13 protein-coding genes and 1 pseudogene are annotated in these 15,679 nt (G+C 61.2%); 4 read left to right on the top strand and 10 right to left on the bottom strand.

Translation table 11 applies throughout. From position 1 onward, the window contains the following. Nucleotides 1-311: 311 nt before the first annotated feature. A complete protein-coding gene (locus tag IEX16_RS13765) occupies nucleotides 312-1,595 on the top strand; it encodes an ANTAR domain-containing protein (protein WP_188709061.1) in 1,284 nt (427 codons plus the stop codon). Nucleotides 1,596-1,659: 64 nt separating this feature from the next. Then, nucleotides 1,660-3,469 (top strand): annotated as a pseudogene (locus IEX16_RS13760) (bifunctional protein-serine/threonine kinase/phosphatase). Between the two features lie 93 nt (nucleotides 3,470-3,562). Here the strand turns inward: IEX16_RS13760 and IEX16_RS13755 are convergent. The 6 genes from IEX16_RS13755 to IEX16_RS13730 all read right to left on the bottom strand — a co-directional run bounded on the left by IEX16_RS13755 (nucleotide 3,563) and on the right by IEX16_RS13730 (nucleotide 10,657). After that, nucleotides 3,563-4,672, bottom strand: a complete 1,110-nt coding sequence (locus IEX16_RS13755; RefSeq protein WP_188709060.1) for a response regulator — start codon at nucleotides 4,670-4,672, stop codon at nucleotides 3,563-3,565. Nucleotides 4,673-5,120: 448 nt separating this feature from the next. Further along, nucleotides 5,121-6,338, bottom strand: a complete 1,218-nt coding sequence (locus IEX16_RS13750) for an MFS transporter (RefSeq protein ID WP_188709059.1) — start codon at nucleotides 6,336-6,338, stop codon at nucleotides 5,121-5,123. A gap of 286 nt (nucleotides 6,339-6,624) precedes the next feature. After that, complete coding sequence (locus IEX16_RS13745) at nucleotides 6,625-7,440, bottom strand: ABC transporter ATP-binding protein (RefSeq protein ID WP_188709058.1); 816 nt, start codon at nucleotides 7,438-7,440, stop codon at nucleotides 6,625-6,627. A 24-nt stretch (nucleotides 7,441-7,464) separates the two neighbouring features. Beyond that, nucleotides 7,465-8,406: a nitrate ABC transporter permease gene (gene ntrB, locus IEX16_RS13740; protein WP_188709057.1), complete on the bottom strand. Its 942-nt coding sequence runs from the start codon at nucleotides 8,404-8,406 to the stop codon at nucleotides 7,465-7,467. Between the two features lie 25 nt (nucleotides 8,407-8,431). Continuing rightward, entirely contained in the window at nucleotides 8,432-9,676 is a 1,245-nt protein-coding gene (locus IEX16_RS13735) for a CmpA/NrtA family ABC transporter substrate-binding protein (protein ID WP_188709056.1), read from the bottom strand. Between the two features lie 348 nt (nucleotides 9,677-10,024). After that, nucleotides 10,025-10,657 carry an ANTAR domain-containing response regulator gene (locus tag IEX16_RS13730; protein ID WP_188709055.1) on the bottom strand — a complete coding sequence of 211 codons (633 nt, stop codon included), beginning with the start codon at nucleotides 10,655-10,657 and terminating at the stop codon, nucleotides 10,025-10,027. Nucleotides 10,658-10,701: 44 nt separating this feature from the next. Between IEX16_RS13730 and tsaD the strand changes: the two genes are divergently transcribed. Beyond that, nucleotides 10,702-11,796: a tRNA (adenosine(37)-N6)-threonylcarbamoyltransferase complex transferase subunit TsaD gene (tsaD, locus tag IEX16_RS13725; protein WP_188709054.1), complete on the top strand. Its 1,095-nt coding sequence runs from the start codon at nucleotides 10,702-10,704 to the stop codon at nucleotides 11,794-11,796. On the opposite strand, the gene IEX16_RS13720 is transcribed toward tsaD, so the two are convergent. After that, nucleotides 11,753-13,291 carry a carboxylesterase/lipase family protein gene (locus tag IEX16_RS13720; RefSeq protein WP_188709053.1) on the bottom strand — a complete coding sequence of 513 codons (1,539 nt, stop codon included), beginning with the start codon at nucleotides 13,289-13,291 and terminating at the stop codon, nucleotides 11,753-11,755. The two genes, tsaD and IEX16_RS13720, sit on opposite strands and share 44 nt — an antisense overlap. Then, on the bottom strand, nucleotides 13,288-14,064 hold the full coding sequence (locus IEX16_RS13715) for a YbaY family lipoprotein (RefSeq protein WP_188709052.1): 777 nt from the start codon (nucleotides 14,062-14,064) through the stop codon (nucleotides 13,288-13,290). The genes IEX16_RS13720 and IEX16_RS13715 overlap by 4 nt, the downstream gene beginning before the upstream one ends. Nucleotides 14,065-14,370: 306 nt before the next feature. On the opposite strand from IEX16_RS13715, the gene IEX16_RS13710 reads away from it, so the two are divergent. Beyond that, nucleotides 14,371-14,727 carry a hypothetical protein gene (locus IEX16_RS13710; RefSeq protein WP_188709051.1) on the top strand — a complete coding sequence of 119 codons (357 nt, stop codon included), beginning with the start codon at nucleotides 14,371-14,373 and terminating at the stop codon, nucleotides 14,725-14,727. A gap of 119 nt (nucleotides 14,728-14,846) precedes the next feature. Here IEX16_RS13710 and IEX16_RS13705 read toward each other — a convergent pair whose 3' ends face one another. Further along, nucleotides 14,847-15,092 carry a hypothetical protein gene (locus IEX16_RS13705; RefSeq protein WP_188709050.1) on the bottom strand — a complete coding sequence of 82 codons (246 nt, stop codon included), beginning with the start codon at nucleotides 15,090-15,092 and terminating at the stop codon, nucleotides 14,847-14,849. A 124-nt stretch (nucleotides 15,093-15,216) separates the two neighbouring features. After that, complete coding sequence (locus tag IEX16_RS13700; protein WP_188709049.1) at nucleotides 15,217-15,618, bottom strand: Hsp20/alpha crystallin family protein; 402 nt, start codon at nucleotides 15,616-15,618, stop codon at nucleotides 15,217-15,219. Nucleotides 15,619-15,679: the final 61 nt, after the last annotated feature.

Below are 15,679 nucleotides of genomic sequence, written 5' to 3'. Positions count from 1 at the left end.
CGCACCAGCGAATTTGCCTGCGGCTTGAACCGCAGGAGCGTGGAAATTGAGGTAAAAATCATGATGCTCTCTCCCGTTGAACAGGGACCCGGTCGTCTGACCGGTGTGAGGCACACCATTACGCACGTCGTTATGCGCAGAACCCGCAGTGCTTTCGCTAAGGTTGGCCGCTCCGTTACGCCCGAACAGGACTACGCAAAACTTGTGCCATATCATGGTGCAAGCCTGTGGGGTGTTATCGTCCCGGCCTCAGACATGGCGCGCGACTTGCGTCCCTGCAGGCACGTTTCCCCTCTCAAAACCTGATTTTTATGACGTCCGCGCTGGTAATTCTGAATGGCCCCGACGGCCCGCATCCGCTGGCGGCTGACCTGGAAGCGGTGGGCATCCAGGTGCTGGCAACCGTGCGCGGATGCAGCAAACTGGTGCAGGAGGTGCTGCGCCAGCAGCCCGATCTGGTGATCTGCGACAGCCCGGTTCCCGACCAGGAGTTTTTCAAGGCGCTGAAGATTGTCGGTGATACCTCGCCCCGGCCGCTGATTGTGTTCACCACCGATGCCGATGCCGGCAGGATAACCCGCGCCACCGAGGCCGGCATTCACGCCTATGTGGTCAATGGTTACGGCCAGCAGCGCTTGCGGCCACTGGTTCACCTGGCGCAGGCGCGCTTCACACGGGAGCAGGCGCTGCGCGAGGAACTGCGCGATGTCGCCAGCCGGCTGGAGGAGCGCAAGGTGGTAGACCGCGCCAAGGGTATCCTGATGCGGGCCAGAGAGGTGTCCGACGACGATGCTTTCAAGATGCTGCGCACGGCGTCCATGCACAGCAACCAGCGACTTGGCCAGGTGTCGGAGCACATTATTCATTCGGCGCGTTTTGCGGAAGATGTGAACCGCTCCGGCCAGTTGCGCATGTTGTCCCGGCGGCTGGTCAAGCTGGTGTTGCTGCAACTGGCGGGCGTGTATTCCGCGCAGGTGCAGCCGTGGCTCAAAGACTCGGTCATGCGCATCGACGTCAATCTGGCAGCGCTGGGGAAGAGCCTCTCCCAGCCGACCTTTGGTGACCTGCTGGCACAGATTCAGCGCACCTGGCTTGAGCTCAAGCCAATGCTGCAGAACACACCCGCAGCCGGCCAGATGCCGCAACTGGACGCACTGGCCGAGCAGTTGCTGCAGGAGGCCGAGCGCCTGACGGGCAGCCTGGAAAGCGCAGGTGCCATGCCGCCACTGCAGGTGCTCAACCTGGCTGGGCGCCAGCGCATGCTGAGCCAGCGCTTTGCGAAGTATGCGCTGGTCGGCATGCTAGGCGCGCAAGCCGGCATGGCGCCGGCCGCGCGGGGCCTGGCGCAGGCCCATGCCGCCTTTGAGGAGGCGCTGGCTTACCTGAACACCATCCCGCTGAGCAGCAAGGAAATTCGCGCTTTGCTCGAAGCCGCCGCCGTGAGCTGGACGCAGATGCTCGCCGGCAGTGCGCCCGCAGGCCGGGCAGAGGCGCCTGACCTGGAGCGTGTGGCCACAGCCAGTGAAGAGCTGCTCGACATCTTCGACAAGTTGTCGGCGCACTACGGACGCAGCATGCAAATGCTGGTGGGCTAATGAAGTCCCTCACGATTTGCTGCAGCGCACCAAATTTGGGTGCGAAACTTGCCTGCTTTGGTGCATGGCCTTTGACATAGACATTGGGTTCGCAACACTCGCCGGCCGCAAGGACGTCAATGAGGACTTCTGCGCCGCCATGCTGCCGAAGCCGGGCCAGCAGGGCATGGGCTCCATCGTGGCGATTGCCGACGGCGTCAGTACCGGCGGCATGGGCCAGGAAGCCGCACAAACCACCGTGACCAGCCTGGTACGCGACTATTACGGCACGCCCGAAACCTGGGACACCACCGTCGCGCTGGACCGCATCATTGGCGCGCAGAACGCCTGGCTGGCCGGATTGAACCGGCGCCGCCACCCGGCCCTTGGGCTGACCACGCTGACAGCGCTGGTGTTGCGCGGCCAGTCGTACGCGTTGGCGCATGTGGGCGACACCCGCGCCTACCTGTTGCGTGAAGGCCGCATGACGCAACTGACCACCGACCACGTGATGGACCATCCGGACCTGCGGCACCAGTTGCTGCGTTGCGTGGGGGCGGAAGACCGCCTGGTGATGGACTACACGCAGGGTGACTTGCAGCTTGGCGATGTATTTGTGCTGTTGTCGGACGGCGTGCACAACGTCATGTCGGACAAAAAACTCCAGGCCCTGGCCAGCGCGGACGCGCCGCCGAACGTGGAAGGCCAGGCGCAGCGCATCAGCCGCCAGATGGTAGATGCCGCAATTGCAGCGGGTACGCCGGACAACGCCACCGCGCTGGTGGTCCGCGTGCTGGGCTTGCTCGATGCCACGCTGGACGATGAAAACCGGCGCGCGCTGACCTTGCCGGTGCCGGGCAAGCTCAGGGTTGGTGACAGCCTGGACGGCTTGACCGTGACCGCGCCGGTGGCCGACAACGGCGTTAACGTGCTTTTATCAAGTCAGGTGGAATGCCCCCGGCCCGAACGCCGCTGAGGCTGCGCCGGCCACCAGCGGCAAGCTGTATGCCCTGAAAACCCTGCACCCTGCGCGCGCACATGACCCGCAGGAGCGCGCCATGCTGGCGCACGAAGCCTGGCTGGCCAGGCGCATGGGTTCATCCAGCGTGGCAGACCACCTGGTGCACCTGCATGACCGGCTGCCCGGTGGCGGTGAGCCGGGCGCGTTTTACCTGCTGTATGACTGGCATGCCGGTGAAACCCTGCAGCAGATGCTGGACCGCAAACACCGCTTCAGCCTGCCCCAAGTGCTGGCGCTGGCCACCCAGGCGGTCACGGCGCTGGGCCTGCTTCATCGCCAGCATGTCATTCACCGCGACATCAAGCCCGCCAACCTGCACCAGGGTGAAGACGGCGTGTTGCGGGTGCTGGACCTGGGCGTGGCGCTGACCGGGCGCGAGCCCGAGGCCATGCGCAAGCTGCACGCCGGCACGCCGAGCTACATCAACCCGGAGCAGTGGGGTTTCAGCAGCCGGGCCGCGGCGGCGGGCAAAGACGGCCCGGAAGAAATGCCCGACGCGCAGAGTGACCTGTTTGCGCTGGGCGTGAGTCTCTACCAGTTGTTGACCGGCAAGTTGCCCTACGGTGAGGTGCTGCCATACCAGGCGGGCCGTTATTACCGCGACCCCACTGCGCCCAGCCGGCACAACCCGGAAGTGCCGATCTGGCTCGACCATGTGGTGCTCAAGGCCGTGGCGCGCGACAAGCGTCAGCGTTTTGAAACGGCCGAGGAACTGCTGCTTGCGATTGAGCGCGGCGCCTCGCGCTCTCTGACGGCACTTGCTGCAACGCCGCTGATCCAGCGCGATCCGGTGGCCCTGTGGAAGATCGGCCTGGCCCTGTCGGTGCTGCTCAACCTGCTGCTGGTGGTTTGGCTGCTGTTTTTGCCCACCTAGGCGAAGCAGTCGGGCTGGCGACGATTGAGGGCATTTTTGGCCTCCAGCCCATACGGAGTGGGCGCATGCAGCTATTTATTTTGTAGCAAATTGCTAGCTCGCCAGGCCCAGCAGCTCGATGCCGTCGAGCGCACTGCTGCGCTCCGGCAGGGAAAAACGCTTGCGCCGGCCAATCTTCACTGCGCCAGCCACCTCGCGCAGCAAGGTGGCGCTGGCGGCGATCTTCCAGCCCGCCTTGTTGGCCTCCTTTTGCAGCAGCATGCTGGCGCTGACGGTGTCGCCCACGGGCAGGATCTGGGACTTGCCGCGCAGCGCGTCCTGCAGTTTGGCCAGCGTCACGGCCCCGCTGTTCAGGCCCACGCTGACCTCGAAACGCGGCAGCGAGCGACCGGGGAAATGGCTGGCCAGAAAGCCCTGCACGCGCTGGGCCGATGTGATCAGGCCCAAAGCCGCTTTGGTGGCGCGCAGGCCGTTGTTGACGGTGTCAGTGTCCGTGCTGTCAACAAACACCGCCAGCAGGCCCTCGCCGACAAACTGCATGTGGTAGGCGCCAAACAGGTAAACCGTGTCGCCGGCGTTGTTGTAGAACTCGCGCACCACCTCGCTGAGTTCGGTGCTCGACAGCTTCTCCGCCAGCGCCGGGAAGTTGACGACGTCGACGAACAACACCGTGGCGTTGGCAAATTTCTGGTCTTCCACCAGCGAATCGGCGGAAGGCCATTTTTCGCTCAGTTCGGCCAGCAGTTTTTCTTCGTACAGCCGGCTCAGCCGCTTTTTTTGTTCTTGCAGGGCGGCGTCAATCGCGGTGCCGACGGCCTGTGCCTGGGCGGTCTGGCGCATCAGGTGTTTGTTGAGCTGGGTAGCGACGGCATCGCGCAGCTCATCAAAAACCAGCGGCTTGGTCAGGTAGTCGTCGGCCCCGCTGGACATGCCGCTGCGCATGTGTTCACGCTCTTGCAGCGAGGTCAGTAAAATGACAGGTGTCGCCTGAATGGAGGGATCCGCGCGCAGGGTCTGCAGCATGGAAAAGCCGTCCATCACCGGCATGTTGACATCGCTGACGACCAGGTCCGGCCGGTAGTCCCGCACCAGCGCCAGTCCAGCGGCGCCGTCTTCCGCCTCCATCACTTCATAGCCCTCGAAGCGCAGTGCCGCAGCAATCAGCGCGCGGATCGTTTCGTCGTCGTCAATTGCCACAATCATGGCCATCTTTTTATTCCATTGAACAGTGGATGCAGGTTTTGAGCTTACCAGTGCTTTGTGCCTGTTCCTGGATCAGCCCTGGCCTTGCACCGCTTGATCCGCTCAAATTCGAAAGCAGGGGCCTATTTGCTATCAAGTTAATAGCTGCTTGCGCCCGCTGGATAGGGGCGACATGCCTAAAACATACTGAATCCTGCCGATCATGGACTGCGTGCGGGGTTGCCCTTTTTGTTTCGGCTCGCTGCGCCTAACTTTTCTTCGAAAAGTTAGCCTGCACTGAAAAGTTGGCCAAGCGCCGCCAGCGCTTATTAACTGCGCTGATCACGCACTGCGTGCGCGGCACGGGGACCCTTTTAGCTTCGGCCCCGCTGCGCTTAACTTTTCTTCGAAAAGTTAGCCTGCGCTGAAAGGGTGGGCAAAAGCGCGATGCGCTTTTCCTTGGCTACGCTCAGTGATCGCTACGCGCCCGCCCACCCTTTTCAGCCCAGGTGCGGGTCCAGCGGATTTGCATCACCCGGAGCATCACCAGCATGCCCACGGACAGTGCAGCAAAGAAGAAAAATCCCCACATGTAGCTGCCGGCATATTGTTTGGACAGGCCCATGGCGTTGGGCACCAGGCCGCCGCCGAGGGCGCCTATCTCGCCAATCATGGAGCCGGCCACCGCCGTGGCCAGCGGCCAGCGCAGCGGAACCAACTGAAACAAGGCGCCGTTGCCGGCGCCCAGCGCCGCAAAACACAGCATCACCAGCAGCGTCGTGCCCACCAGCGAACTGCCTGCCAGGCCGCACAGCACCAGCGTGACGGCGATGGTCAGCAGCACCACGCTCAGTGTGTTCACGCCGCCCCAGCGGTCCGAGATCCAGCCGCCAAAAATCCGCAACGCGGCGCCCATGAAAGCTGCCAGCATGGACAACTGCCCGGCCTGCACCTTGCTCACGCCAAACTGGTCGTAGTAGTAGGAGGGTAGAAAGGTCGCCAGGCCGATGAAACCACAAAAAGTCACGGCGTAAATCAGGCTGAAAGCCCAGCCGTCTTTTTCGAACAGGCAAGCGACGTGTTCGCGCAGCGTGGCGTGGCTGTCCACGTCGTCGGGTTCTTTCGCGAAGAGGATCATGGCGATCAGCGGCAGCAGCATCGCCACGGCCGCGATGCCGTAGACCGACTGCCAGCCGAAACGCTGCGCCAGCGCAGGCGCGATCAGGACCGAAACGGCGGTGCCGACGTTGCCGGCACCGACCAGGCCCATGGCCAGCCCTTTGTAGCGGGCCGGGAAAGAGCCCGAGCCCAGACTGAGCGCCACGCCAAAGCTGGCGCCGGCAATGCCCAGCAGCACACCCATCGCCAGCAGGCTGTTGTAGGAGTCAACAAAGAAATAACCGAACAGCAAGGCCACCATGATCAGGCCCATTTCGACCAGGGTGGCGTTTTTTCGCCCTATGTACTGGGCCAGTACCCCGAGCGGAAAACGCATCAGAGCGCCGGCAAAAATCGGCACTGACAGCATCACGCCCTTTTGGGTCGGTGAGAGGTTGTAGATTTCTGAAATAAAAGGCGCCATCGCCCCATTCATGACCCAGATGCAGCAGGAAAATGCGAAGTAAAAGAACGCCGCACCCAGTGTGGGCGCGTGGCCAGCTTTCAGGAAATGACGGAACCCGGACATGGTGCAAACTCTTTCTGTGAAAATCGTTATTCACAGAATCAGTGCGAGAAACGTGCCACCTTGGGGCGCCGGAAAATTCACTTTTGCGGCGCAATCGAGCGCTGGAGGCTGTTCATTTTGATGCGTCGCCCGATTTGCGGGCGTTTTGCGGTCATCTGTGCCTGCAGATGTGCCGGGTCGGAGCGCCGGATTGTGTTGGTCGCCGTCCTGCCCTGTTTTTTCCGGACGTGGGCGCTGGCATGCGCCGGTGGCTCACCGGCGCGTAGTCCGCACGGGGCGCGACCGTTCAGGCCGTCAGTTTTTCCACGTGGGCCTGGCGGGTGTAGAGGAAGTCGATCACAGCTTTGCGGTAACCGACATAACGGATGTCCTCGGCCAGCGCCACACGCGAACGAGGCCGCGGGAGATCGACCTGCAGGATCTCGCCGATAGTGGCTGAGGGACCATTGGTCATCATCACAATCCGGTCGGACAGCAGCACCGCCTCGTCCACGTCGTGCGTCACCATGACCACCGTGCTCTGCGTGGTAGCCACGATCTGCAGCAGTTCGTCCTGCAGCTTGGCGCGGGTCAGCGCGTCAAGTGCGCCGAAAGGTTCATCGAGCAGCAACACTTTGGGTTCCATGCACAGCGCGCGTGCAATGCCAACCCGCTGCTTCATACCGCCTGAAATTTCGCCGGGGCGTTTTTGCGCGGCCGGGCTCAAACCGACCATCGCGAGTGCGGCGTCGGTGCGCGCCTTGAGCTGGGCTCTGCTCTCGGTCGCTGCAAAAACCCGCTCGACGGCGAGGTAGACATTTTCGAAACAGGTGAGCCAGGGCAGCAAGGAATGGTTCTGGAACACCACTGCGCGCTCCGGTCCCGGGCCGGCGATTTCACGGTTGGCGCAAAGCAGGCTGCCTTCGGTTGGCGTGGTCAGGCCGGCAATCAGGTTGAGCAAGGTCGACTTGCCGCATCCAGAGTGGCCAATCAGCGCAACGAACTCGCCCTTGGCCACCGCCAGGTTGATGTCCTGCAGGGCGCAGAACGGTCCCTTCTTGGTTTTGAAGGTTTGCGCAACGCCCTGGACTTCGATGTATTTGGTGGTGAAAGATTCGCTCATGTGCTACTCCTTGCGTGGTAAGACCTAATTTTTGACGTCTTCAAAGGTAAACGCAGTGGCCAGCTTGATCAGTGCGAACTCGAGCAGCAGGCCCACGATGCCGATGACAAAAATCGCGATGATGATGTTTTTGACGTTGAGGTTGTTCCACTCGTCCCAGACCCAGAAGCCGATGCCGACGCCACCGGTCAGCATCTCGGCCGCCACAATCACCAGCCAGGCGGTGCCGACGGCCAGACGCACGCCAGTGAGCATGTAGGGCAGCACGGCGGGGAAGAGAATTTTGGTGAGGATTTTCCACTCGCTGAGATTGAGCACCCGCGCCACGTTCATGTAGTCCTGCGGTACGCGCTGCACACCGACCGCGGTGTTGATGATCATGGGCCAGATTGAGCAGATAAAAATGGTCCAGATCGCGGCCGGATTTGCGCCCTTGAATACCAGCAGGCCGATGGGCAGCCAGGCCAGTGGCGACACCGGCCGCAGCAGGCTGATAAGCGGGTTGAACATGGTGCTTAGAAATTTGAAGCGCCCAATCATGAAGCCTACCGGGATGCCCACGACGGCGGCCAGGCCAAAACCCAGGGCCACGCGCTTGAGCGATGACAACACGTTCCAGCCTATGCCCTGGTCGTTGGGCCCTTTGCTGTAGAAAGGGTCGCTGAAAAGACTGAGCGCCTGGGTAAACGTATCCGCTGGCGTTGGAATGCTCCCCTTGGTGGTGATGGATATTGCCATCCACAGCAGCACCAGGAGGCCAAAGCCCAAGACGGGCGGCATGATGACCAACCATAAAAATGAGATATCACGGGATGGCTTGACTGCAAGCGGAGTTCCCCGAACGGTTTCAATTGCCATGGCTTGCGGGGCGGGTGCCCCCGATTTGTGGGCTGAGGTTGCTACTGAATGTGTAGCGGACGAAGCCTTCTCAGCGACGTCGATTTCATGAAAAACAGCGGCGACCATGGCGTTCTCCTTGGGCTGTGTTGAATCAGGCTTTGATTTTGAAGCTGTCGGCGTACTTGGTCGGGTCTTTGCCGTCCCAGACCACGCCATCCATCAACTTGCTGGACCGCATGGCGTCCTTGGGCAGGCTCACCTTGGCTGCTGTGGCGGCTTGTTTGTAGATGTCGATCTGGCTGATCTGTTTGGCGACAGCCAGGTAGTCCGGGTGGTCCTTGATCAGTCCCCAGCGCTTGTGCTGCGTCAGGAACCACATGCCGTCAGACAGGTAGGGAAAATTCACGAAACCATCGCCTGAAAACTTCATGAAGTTCGGGTCATCCCAGGTTTTTCCCAAGCCGTTCTGGTAACGACCCAGAATGCGCTGGTTGATGGCATCGACGCTGGTGTTCACATAGCTTTTGTCGGCAATGGTTTCAGCCATTTTTGTCTTGTTGCTCAGGCTGGCATCTATCCACTTGCCGGCTTCGAGGATCGCTGCGGTGACAGCGCGGCAGGTGTTGGGGTTCTTTTTGGCGAAGTCGCCCGTGGTGGCGAGCACCTTTTCCGGGTGGTCTTTCCAGATGTCCTGCGTGGTTTGCGCTGTGATGCCAATGCCGTCAATGATGGCGCGGTGATTCCAGGGCTCGCCGACGCAGTAACCGTCCATGTTGCCGACCCGCATGTTGGCCACCATCTGGGGTGGCGGCACGGTGATGACTTTTGCATCTTTCATGGGGTTGATGCCGTTGGCCGCCAGCCAGTAGTAAAGCCACATGGCGTGTGTGCCGGTGGGGAAGGTTTGCGCAAAGGTGTAGTCACGTTTGTCCGTGGTCATGAGCTTGGCAAGAGAAGGGCCATCCACTGCGCCTTTATCGGCCAGTTTTTTGCTCAGGGTGATGGCCTGGCCGTTGTGGTTCAGTGTCATCAGCACGGCCATGTCTTTTTTCGCGCCGCCTGCACCCAGATGGACGCCGTAGGCCTGACCCAGCAGCATGTGGGTGAAGTCGTTTTCACCGGCGATGACCTTGTCACGGATGCTGGCCCAGCTGGCTTCCTTGCTCGGAACAATGGTGACGCCGTATTTTTTGTCAATGCCCAGGACCGAGGCCATCACAATGCTGGCGCAGTCGGTCAGCGGGATGAATCCGATCTTGACCTCTTTCTTTTCCGGGGCGTCGGAACCCTGGGCATACACCACGGCACGCAGCGCCGGGCTGATTCCTGTGGCGCCGATAGCGGCGGCCTGCAAAACAGTGCGGCGCGTCAGCGAAGATTTCAGCAGTTCGGTCATGGTCAGCACTCCAGAAGTGAAAACAAAAAACAAAAAAGGCGCTCGACCCGGGCAAACACAAGAGATGTGAATGCAGGGTGCGAACGCCTTTGTTCATGGAGGCAAACCGCTTCGCCGTTGAAGTGGAATACCTGATGCCTAAGCACTAAGCAAAACCTGTGCCAGTGTGTTCTTTTAACAATCCCCTTTCGATGACATGAATGGAATCGGTCTGTAGCCCATATTCTGAGGGCGTAAGCAGCTATTGAATTAATAGCAACTCAGGGTGCGACCCGGACGGATGGACGAACACTGCTGGCTTGCACTGTAATTGTGCGCTGCACCATTTCGGAGTAATGCGTGTGACTTCTAGCCGAGTAGGTCGGCGGCGTCCAGCATGCGCTGCGCGACCTCGCCCAGGCGCAAGCCCTTGTCCATGGCGGCCTTCCGCAGCTTGTCGTAAGCCGCCTTTTCCGTGAGATCTTGACGTTGCATCAACATGCTTTTGGCGCGGTCGATGATTTTCCGGTCCTGCAGCTCGATCCTCACGTCGGCGAGCTCGCGCCGCAAGCCCTGCTCGTGCTCGAAACGAGCCATCGCCACGTCCAGAATCGGGCGTATGCGTTCGGGCGACAAGCCGGCCACGATGTAAGCAGATACTCCGGCTGCGACAGCATCCTTCACATGGCTGGTGTCGTTGTCGTTGGTAAACAGCACAATCGGACGCCGCGCGTCGCGGGTTGCCATCACCACATGTTCGAGCGAATCGCGCGCCTCGCTTTCAGCGTCCACGATGATCATGTCCGGTTGTAGCTGGGCCAGGCGCTCATAGAGAAAGGTGTCTGCGGGCAGCACGGCCACGATGTTGTAGCCGTTTTCCAGCAGGCCGATGCGTAACTGCCGGGAGCGCTCGGCCTGGGCTCTGGCATGGCTGTCCGTGGCTATGCCTTCCAACAAATCCGGAGCAATGATGACCAAGCGCAGGGACTGTGATGGCGTCATACCTGACTTGCTGCAAGATTTGAGCCAAACCGTACACTCGGAACATGATTGTTTTGGGATTTGAGTCCAGTTGTGATGAAACCGGCGTTGCGCTGGTGGACAGCTCTGGCGCGGGTGTGCCGCGCTTGCTCTCGCACGCTTTGCACAGCCAGATTGCCATGCACCAGGCTTATGGCGGCGTGGTCCCGGAACTGGCCAGCCGTGACCATATTCGCCGCGTGTTGCCATTGACCGAGCAGGTGTTGGCTGATGCAGGACGCACATTGAAGGATGTTGATGTGGTGGCCTTCACGCGCGGGCCGGGTCTTGCCGGCGCGCTGCTGGTGGGCGCGGGTGTGGCGTGTTCGCTGGCTGCGGCACTCGGAAAGCCGGTGATGGGTGTGCACCATCTGGAGGGACATCTGCTGTCACCATTCCTCAGTCAGGATCCGCCCGAATTTGCGTTTGTCGCCTTGCTGGTCTCGGGCGGCCATACCCAGTTGATGCAGGTGGACCGTGTCGGCAGCTATGAAGTGCTGGGAGAGACGATTGACGATGCGGCCGGCGAAGCCTTTGACAAATCCGCGAAATTGCTGGGCCTGCCTTATCCTGGAGGCCCGGCCCTGGCTAAACTGGCTGCGCAGGGCAACCCGCTGGCCTTCAAGCTGCCGCGGCCGCTGCTGCACAGCGGCGATCTCGATTTTTCCTTCTCGGGCCTGAAAACCGCCGTGCTGACGCAGTCCAAAAAGCTAGGCGCGGTCATCAGCGAGAAGGACAAGGCTGATCTGGCCGCCTCAACGCAGGCGGCGATTGTCGAAGTACTGCTCAAAAAATCGCTGAAGGCGCTGGAGCAAACTGGCCTCAAGCGTCTGGTCGTTGCCGGCGGCGTGGGGGCCAACACCCTGCTGCGCGAACAGCTCAATGCGGCATGCAGCAAACGCGGGATCCGGGTGCACTACCCCGAGTTGCATCTGTGCACTGACAATGGCGCCATGATTGCCATGGCCGCTGCCATGCGCTTGCAGGCAGGTGTCGAGATGGTCAACACCGCTTACTCCTTTGACGTGATGCCACGCTGGTCGCTCGGCAAGTCTGCCGTGGGAGTGGCGGCCAAGGTCACTGCCGTGCGGCGCGACTTCCTGCCCACTTCAGGCCCGTGATGATGGTGTTCAGGCGGGCGCTCATGAAGGCAGGGCGGACCGTGTCCTGATTGCCGATATCCAGCACGACGCCACGACCCCGGTTGTCCTGCGGCCACGCGACCTTCCCCTCAGGTTTCCCAGTGGACGCAAACGCGACCCAGCGGTCCCCCATCCTGTCTTCCACAGCCAGATCAAACGGCGTTGGCGGCTGCCCGAGGCACTGGCATTGACTGGTGGTTCCCATCACATACGGAACCTCTGCGCCATGGCCCGCGCCGGTCGATCCCGCGCCCACGCCGGTATGACTGAAGTAATAGCGCCAGGTGGGTGCTTTCTGGCTGTGCAGGTAGGCGATGCGACGCGCAAAGGCGGTAAAGCCGACGTCACGCCCCATGGCCAGGCCCAGCTGCCTTTCGTCTTTGACCTCGGGGTAAAAGGCTTTGACCAGGACGCGGGCCTTGCCCAGTTTTTGCACCGCCTGCGCCGGGTCAATGCCGAAGGCCAGCACCACGCTGGCATCGTCGCTGTTACTGCCGATAACCAGCGGCACCGCAGCCTCCCGGCCTTGTTGAAACACTTCAAGAAGCGGCAGGGGGACGGCGGCGTCGCCGGTGATGAAAGAGGAGGTGAGTGACACTTCATTGCCGTCAAGTGCCGACAAACGTTCGGCTGGAATCCGCCGCAACGCATCCATGCTCGCACGCGCACCGGGCAGGCCGACCGCATCGGCAATCGCGGCACCCGTTGCGGCAGCCTTGGCACGTGTATGGCCGGGAAAGGCATACGGACTCTCGGCGATTGCGCCATGGAAGAGGCCGGCGGCGAGGGGGGAAGCCATCAGCGCCAATACGCTTTGCGCGCCCGCCGACTGCCCAAACACCGTCACTTTGGACGCATCCCCACCGAATGCCCCGATGTTTTGCTGCACCCATTGCAAGGCTGCAATCTGGTCAAACAGCCCAAAATTAACCGGGCCGCCCGGGCGCTCCTGCTCCAGCGCCGGATGGGTGAAAAACCCCATCCGCCCGAGTCGGTAGTTCAAAGTGACCACCACCGCACCGCGCCGCGCCAGCGCACTGCCGTCGTAAAGCGGCAACCCCCCGCCGCCAAAGATCAGGGCCCCGCCATGAATCCACACCATCACCGGCAACTTTGCGCCGGGTTCTGCGCGCGGCGTGAAGACGTTCAGGTAAAGGCAGTCCTCATTGAGCGTGCCGGGGTCACCGCCGCCCTCCAGCGACAGGCCGCGCTTTTGCGGACACGACGCACCCACAGTACTTGCCTGCCGCACGGACGACCAGGGCTGCACCGGCTGCGGTTCGCGCCAGCGCTGCTCACCCACCGGCGGTGCGGCGAACGGCAGCCCGCGGAATACGGCGATGTCGTTTTCGATAGCGCCTTGTACCGGGCCCGATGCGGTGCCGATAACCGGCGATTGCGCCCAGACCGCCAGCGGCCATGCTGCGAGGCAGCACAACCAGAAAATGCTGGAGCGGCAGAAACGATAAATCATGGTGCACCTTTAGAAGTGCTGTGGGGGGAACAGGCGATATCGCCTTCCGGACATGACGCGAGACGCGCCAGCGCCGCAGTTCGCTCCCTTGTCATTCGGGCCGCACATTGCCACTGCACCATGGGCCTTGCGCTGCCTCCTTCAACGGCGTTGCTTTCGAACTGGCAGCTCTGCGTCCTGAACGTCAGCCAAGCTTTTTGCACATCGCGCCACGCGGTCCGCTTGGGCGGTGTCAAGGTCGATTCGATTTGTCGCAGCCGTGGGCTCATCGCTGCCGACGCCGCGAGAAAGCTCTCATAAGCGCATTCGTTCAAAGCTGCCTGCGTGCTGGCGCTGGCGCAGGGGTCTGCTGTCGCCGCGACGCTGCGCAGCTGTAATACGGGTGCTGGTGTGAACGCCGGCAGTACCGTGTCGGTGGTCATCCATAAGCCCGCCAGCGTTTCAATCCTGGCACGCAACACCGGTCGAGCTGGCGCGGCAGTCATGCGCTCGTCGTATTCGAGCCGCCAGCGATAGGGCGGCCCGGCGGCAAGGCGTATCCGGACCGACCCCAGCTCGGTAGCCGGGGCATCGGCGCGCGCCGTATCCTGAAGACTGACGACCAGAACCGCATTGGGGGGCGGCATGATGCGTTCGCGGTAGACGGCCTCACCTTCCAGAAAAGCTGCGGACGCGGGGAGCGCCTGCATGACGCAGGCAAGTGCGAGATAGCCGCTCCAGCGGCTGATCGTCCGATGATGCGTCCGTACATTTGTCAGGAGTGGATTGATCAATTGATGTGCCATTCGATGAAGTTGCTTAGCTAGCGATTGCCCGACAGAGGATACCGCTTTGTGATGGCGGATCGACCTCAACACGCAACAGGTATACAAAGATTACTAAGACGGGACCACACAGTGAGCAGTACGAAGTAGCCAGCTAGAGTAAAGGGCTCCCGGGGCGTGGTGAATACCCGCTCCGGCGCAAGGCGGTCGCCTACCTTTCCTGGAGTTTTCCCGGGCCTCATCGTTTTGATTTGTCATCTGGCCTACTTCCTGCATGGGTATAACGGTATCCACTAGCAAAGAAAAGGTATTCATATGAGGACACAGTTACCGCAACTCAATGCAATGCTCGGCAAGCCTGTCGTTGGCGAGTCACTAAATTACTTTTCGAGCGGATTTATGGAGTGGTCGAAGCCGCAGGTGCTGGATGTGCGGGACATATGGGTGGCCTACCAGCGCCGCTCCCTGACGGACAGGGAAATGTTGTTGGCATTGACAAAGCGTATTGAGAATCTCAACTCGGTAACCGTAGCCAGAAAATCGACTTTGGTTGTAACCACCATGCTTGCGAAATGCGAGTGTCTAACCCGGCTTGAGACAGCTGACGCGATTGACGCATTTTTAAACTGGGCTGACGATCACGCGATCACGATTATCGACAGGGACAACTGATAGCTCGTGACACAGCAACCAGATTTCCTCGTAACCGGCAGTGCGCGCGGGCGCAAACACGTCGACATCCAACCGGCCCACGACGCTGAAATTGTCGCAGTAGCCCATGTGCGCATCCATCAGCAACACATCGGCTGCGATGCGCCGTTCGCGTACCTGCCGGGCAGAAAAATCAGCAATGTTTTGGCTGGGGCGCTACGGGTGGCGCGATCAAGCTGCGTGGCCATCGACACGGTGGCGGTGAGAACTACACTGCAGCCGCCAAGTAGCAGAGTTGCGAAGACCAGGGCCACGGTTGACAGGGGAATTTTTTTGGCTGCCATGCCGATATTGTTCGCTGCGGACAACGGGAACGAGGCCGCCATCCGCCTGCTCCGGGGTCAGGGATATTCCCGAGAGCTTGGGCGGTGCTTGGCCGGCAGCGCACTGTCCATGCGTTGCCGGCTCGAAGGTCTTGGACTACCGCTACGACAAAAGCTGACGGCCCGATCAGTTGATTGCAAGTGAGGCGACATTGCTGACCGGCACTTTTTTCCCCAGTGTGAGGGTCAGCACGCCGTTCTCAAGTTTGGCTAAGCTGTTCGCGGTGTCGATCTCCACCGGGAAACGGTAGGCGGCCTTGACGGTTCGCGCGGCGTCGGCCTTGCTTGTGATGCGGACCACATCGCCTTCGATACCGATGTCCAGCTGCTCCTTGCCCAGGCCGGGAACATCAAGCTGCAGCGAGTAGGCTTTTTCGCCGTCTTCCACCGTGGCGGCTGGGGTGCCATACGTGCCGGACAGGGAGCCCAGCGTGTCGTCCAGGAATCTGTCGAGGGCGCCGTTGTTGGTCAACGCCGGGTTGCGGCGCTGGAAGCGGGAAGCGGGACGGGAAGCGAGTGAGTAGAACATGAGAACTCCAAAGGTTGGATGGGGTAAATTTCCCCTACACTTCGCGGCTCTCAACCGTGAT

This window comes from Polaromonas eurypsychrophila (assembly GCF_014641715.1).
GTDB lineage: Bacteria > Pseudomonadota > Gammaproteobacteria > Burkholderiales > Burkholderiaceae_C > Polaromonas > Polaromonas eurypsychrophila.
The sequence above is the reverse complement of the archived record's forward strand: the minus strand, read 5'-3'. Positions and strand labels throughout refer to the sequence as shown.

Bases quoted from the DNA above. Each gene is read 5' to 3' on its own strand.
- IEX16_RS13765 (WP_188709061.1), top strand. From the start codon at position 312: ATGACGTCCGCGCTGGTAATTCTGAATGGCCCCGACGGCCCGCATCCG.
- IEX16_RS13755 (WP_188709060.1), bottom strand. From the start codon at position 4,672: ATGATTGTGGCAATTGACGACGACGAAACGATCCGCGCGCTGATTGCT.
- IEX16_RS13750 (WP_188709059.1), bottom strand. From the start codon at position 6,338: ATGTCCGGGTTCCGTCATTTCCTGAAAGCTGGCCACGCGCCCACACTG.
- IEX16_RS13745 (WP_188709058.1), bottom strand. From the start codon at position 7,440: ATGAGCGAATCTTTCACCACCAAATACATCGAAGTCCAGGGCGTTGCG.
- ntrB (WP_188709057.1), bottom strand. From the start codon at position 8,406: ATGGTCGCCGCTGTTTTTCATGAAATCGACGTCGCTGAGAAGGCTTCG.
- IEX16_RS13735 (WP_188709056.1), bottom strand. From the start codon at position 9,676: ATGACCGAACTGCTGAAATCTTCGCTGACGCGCCGCACTGTTTTGCAG.
- IEX16_RS13730 (WP_188709055.1), bottom strand. From the start codon at position 10,657: ATGACGCCATCACAGTCCCTGCGCTTGGTCATCATTGCTCCGGATTTG.
- tsaD (WP_188709054.1), top strand. From the start codon at position 10,702: ATGATTGTTTTGGGATTTGAGTCCAGTTGTGATGAAACCGGCGTTGCG.
- IEX16_RS13720 (WP_188709053.1), bottom strand. From the start codon at position 13,291: ATGATTTATCGTTTCTGCCGCTCCAGCATTTTCTGGTTGTGCTGCCTC.
- IEX16_RS13710 (WP_188709051.1), top strand. From the start codon at position 14,371: ATGAGGACACAGTTACCGCAACTCAATGCAATGCTCGGCAAGCCTGTC.
- IEX16_RS13705 (WP_188709050.1), bottom strand. From the start codon at position 15,092: ATGGCGGCCTCGTTCCCGTTGTCCGCAGCGAACAATATCGGCATGGCA.
- IEX16_RS13700 (WP_188709049.1), bottom strand. From the start codon at position 15,618: ATGTTCTACTCACTCGCTTCCCGTCCCGCTTCCCGCTTCCAGCGCCGC.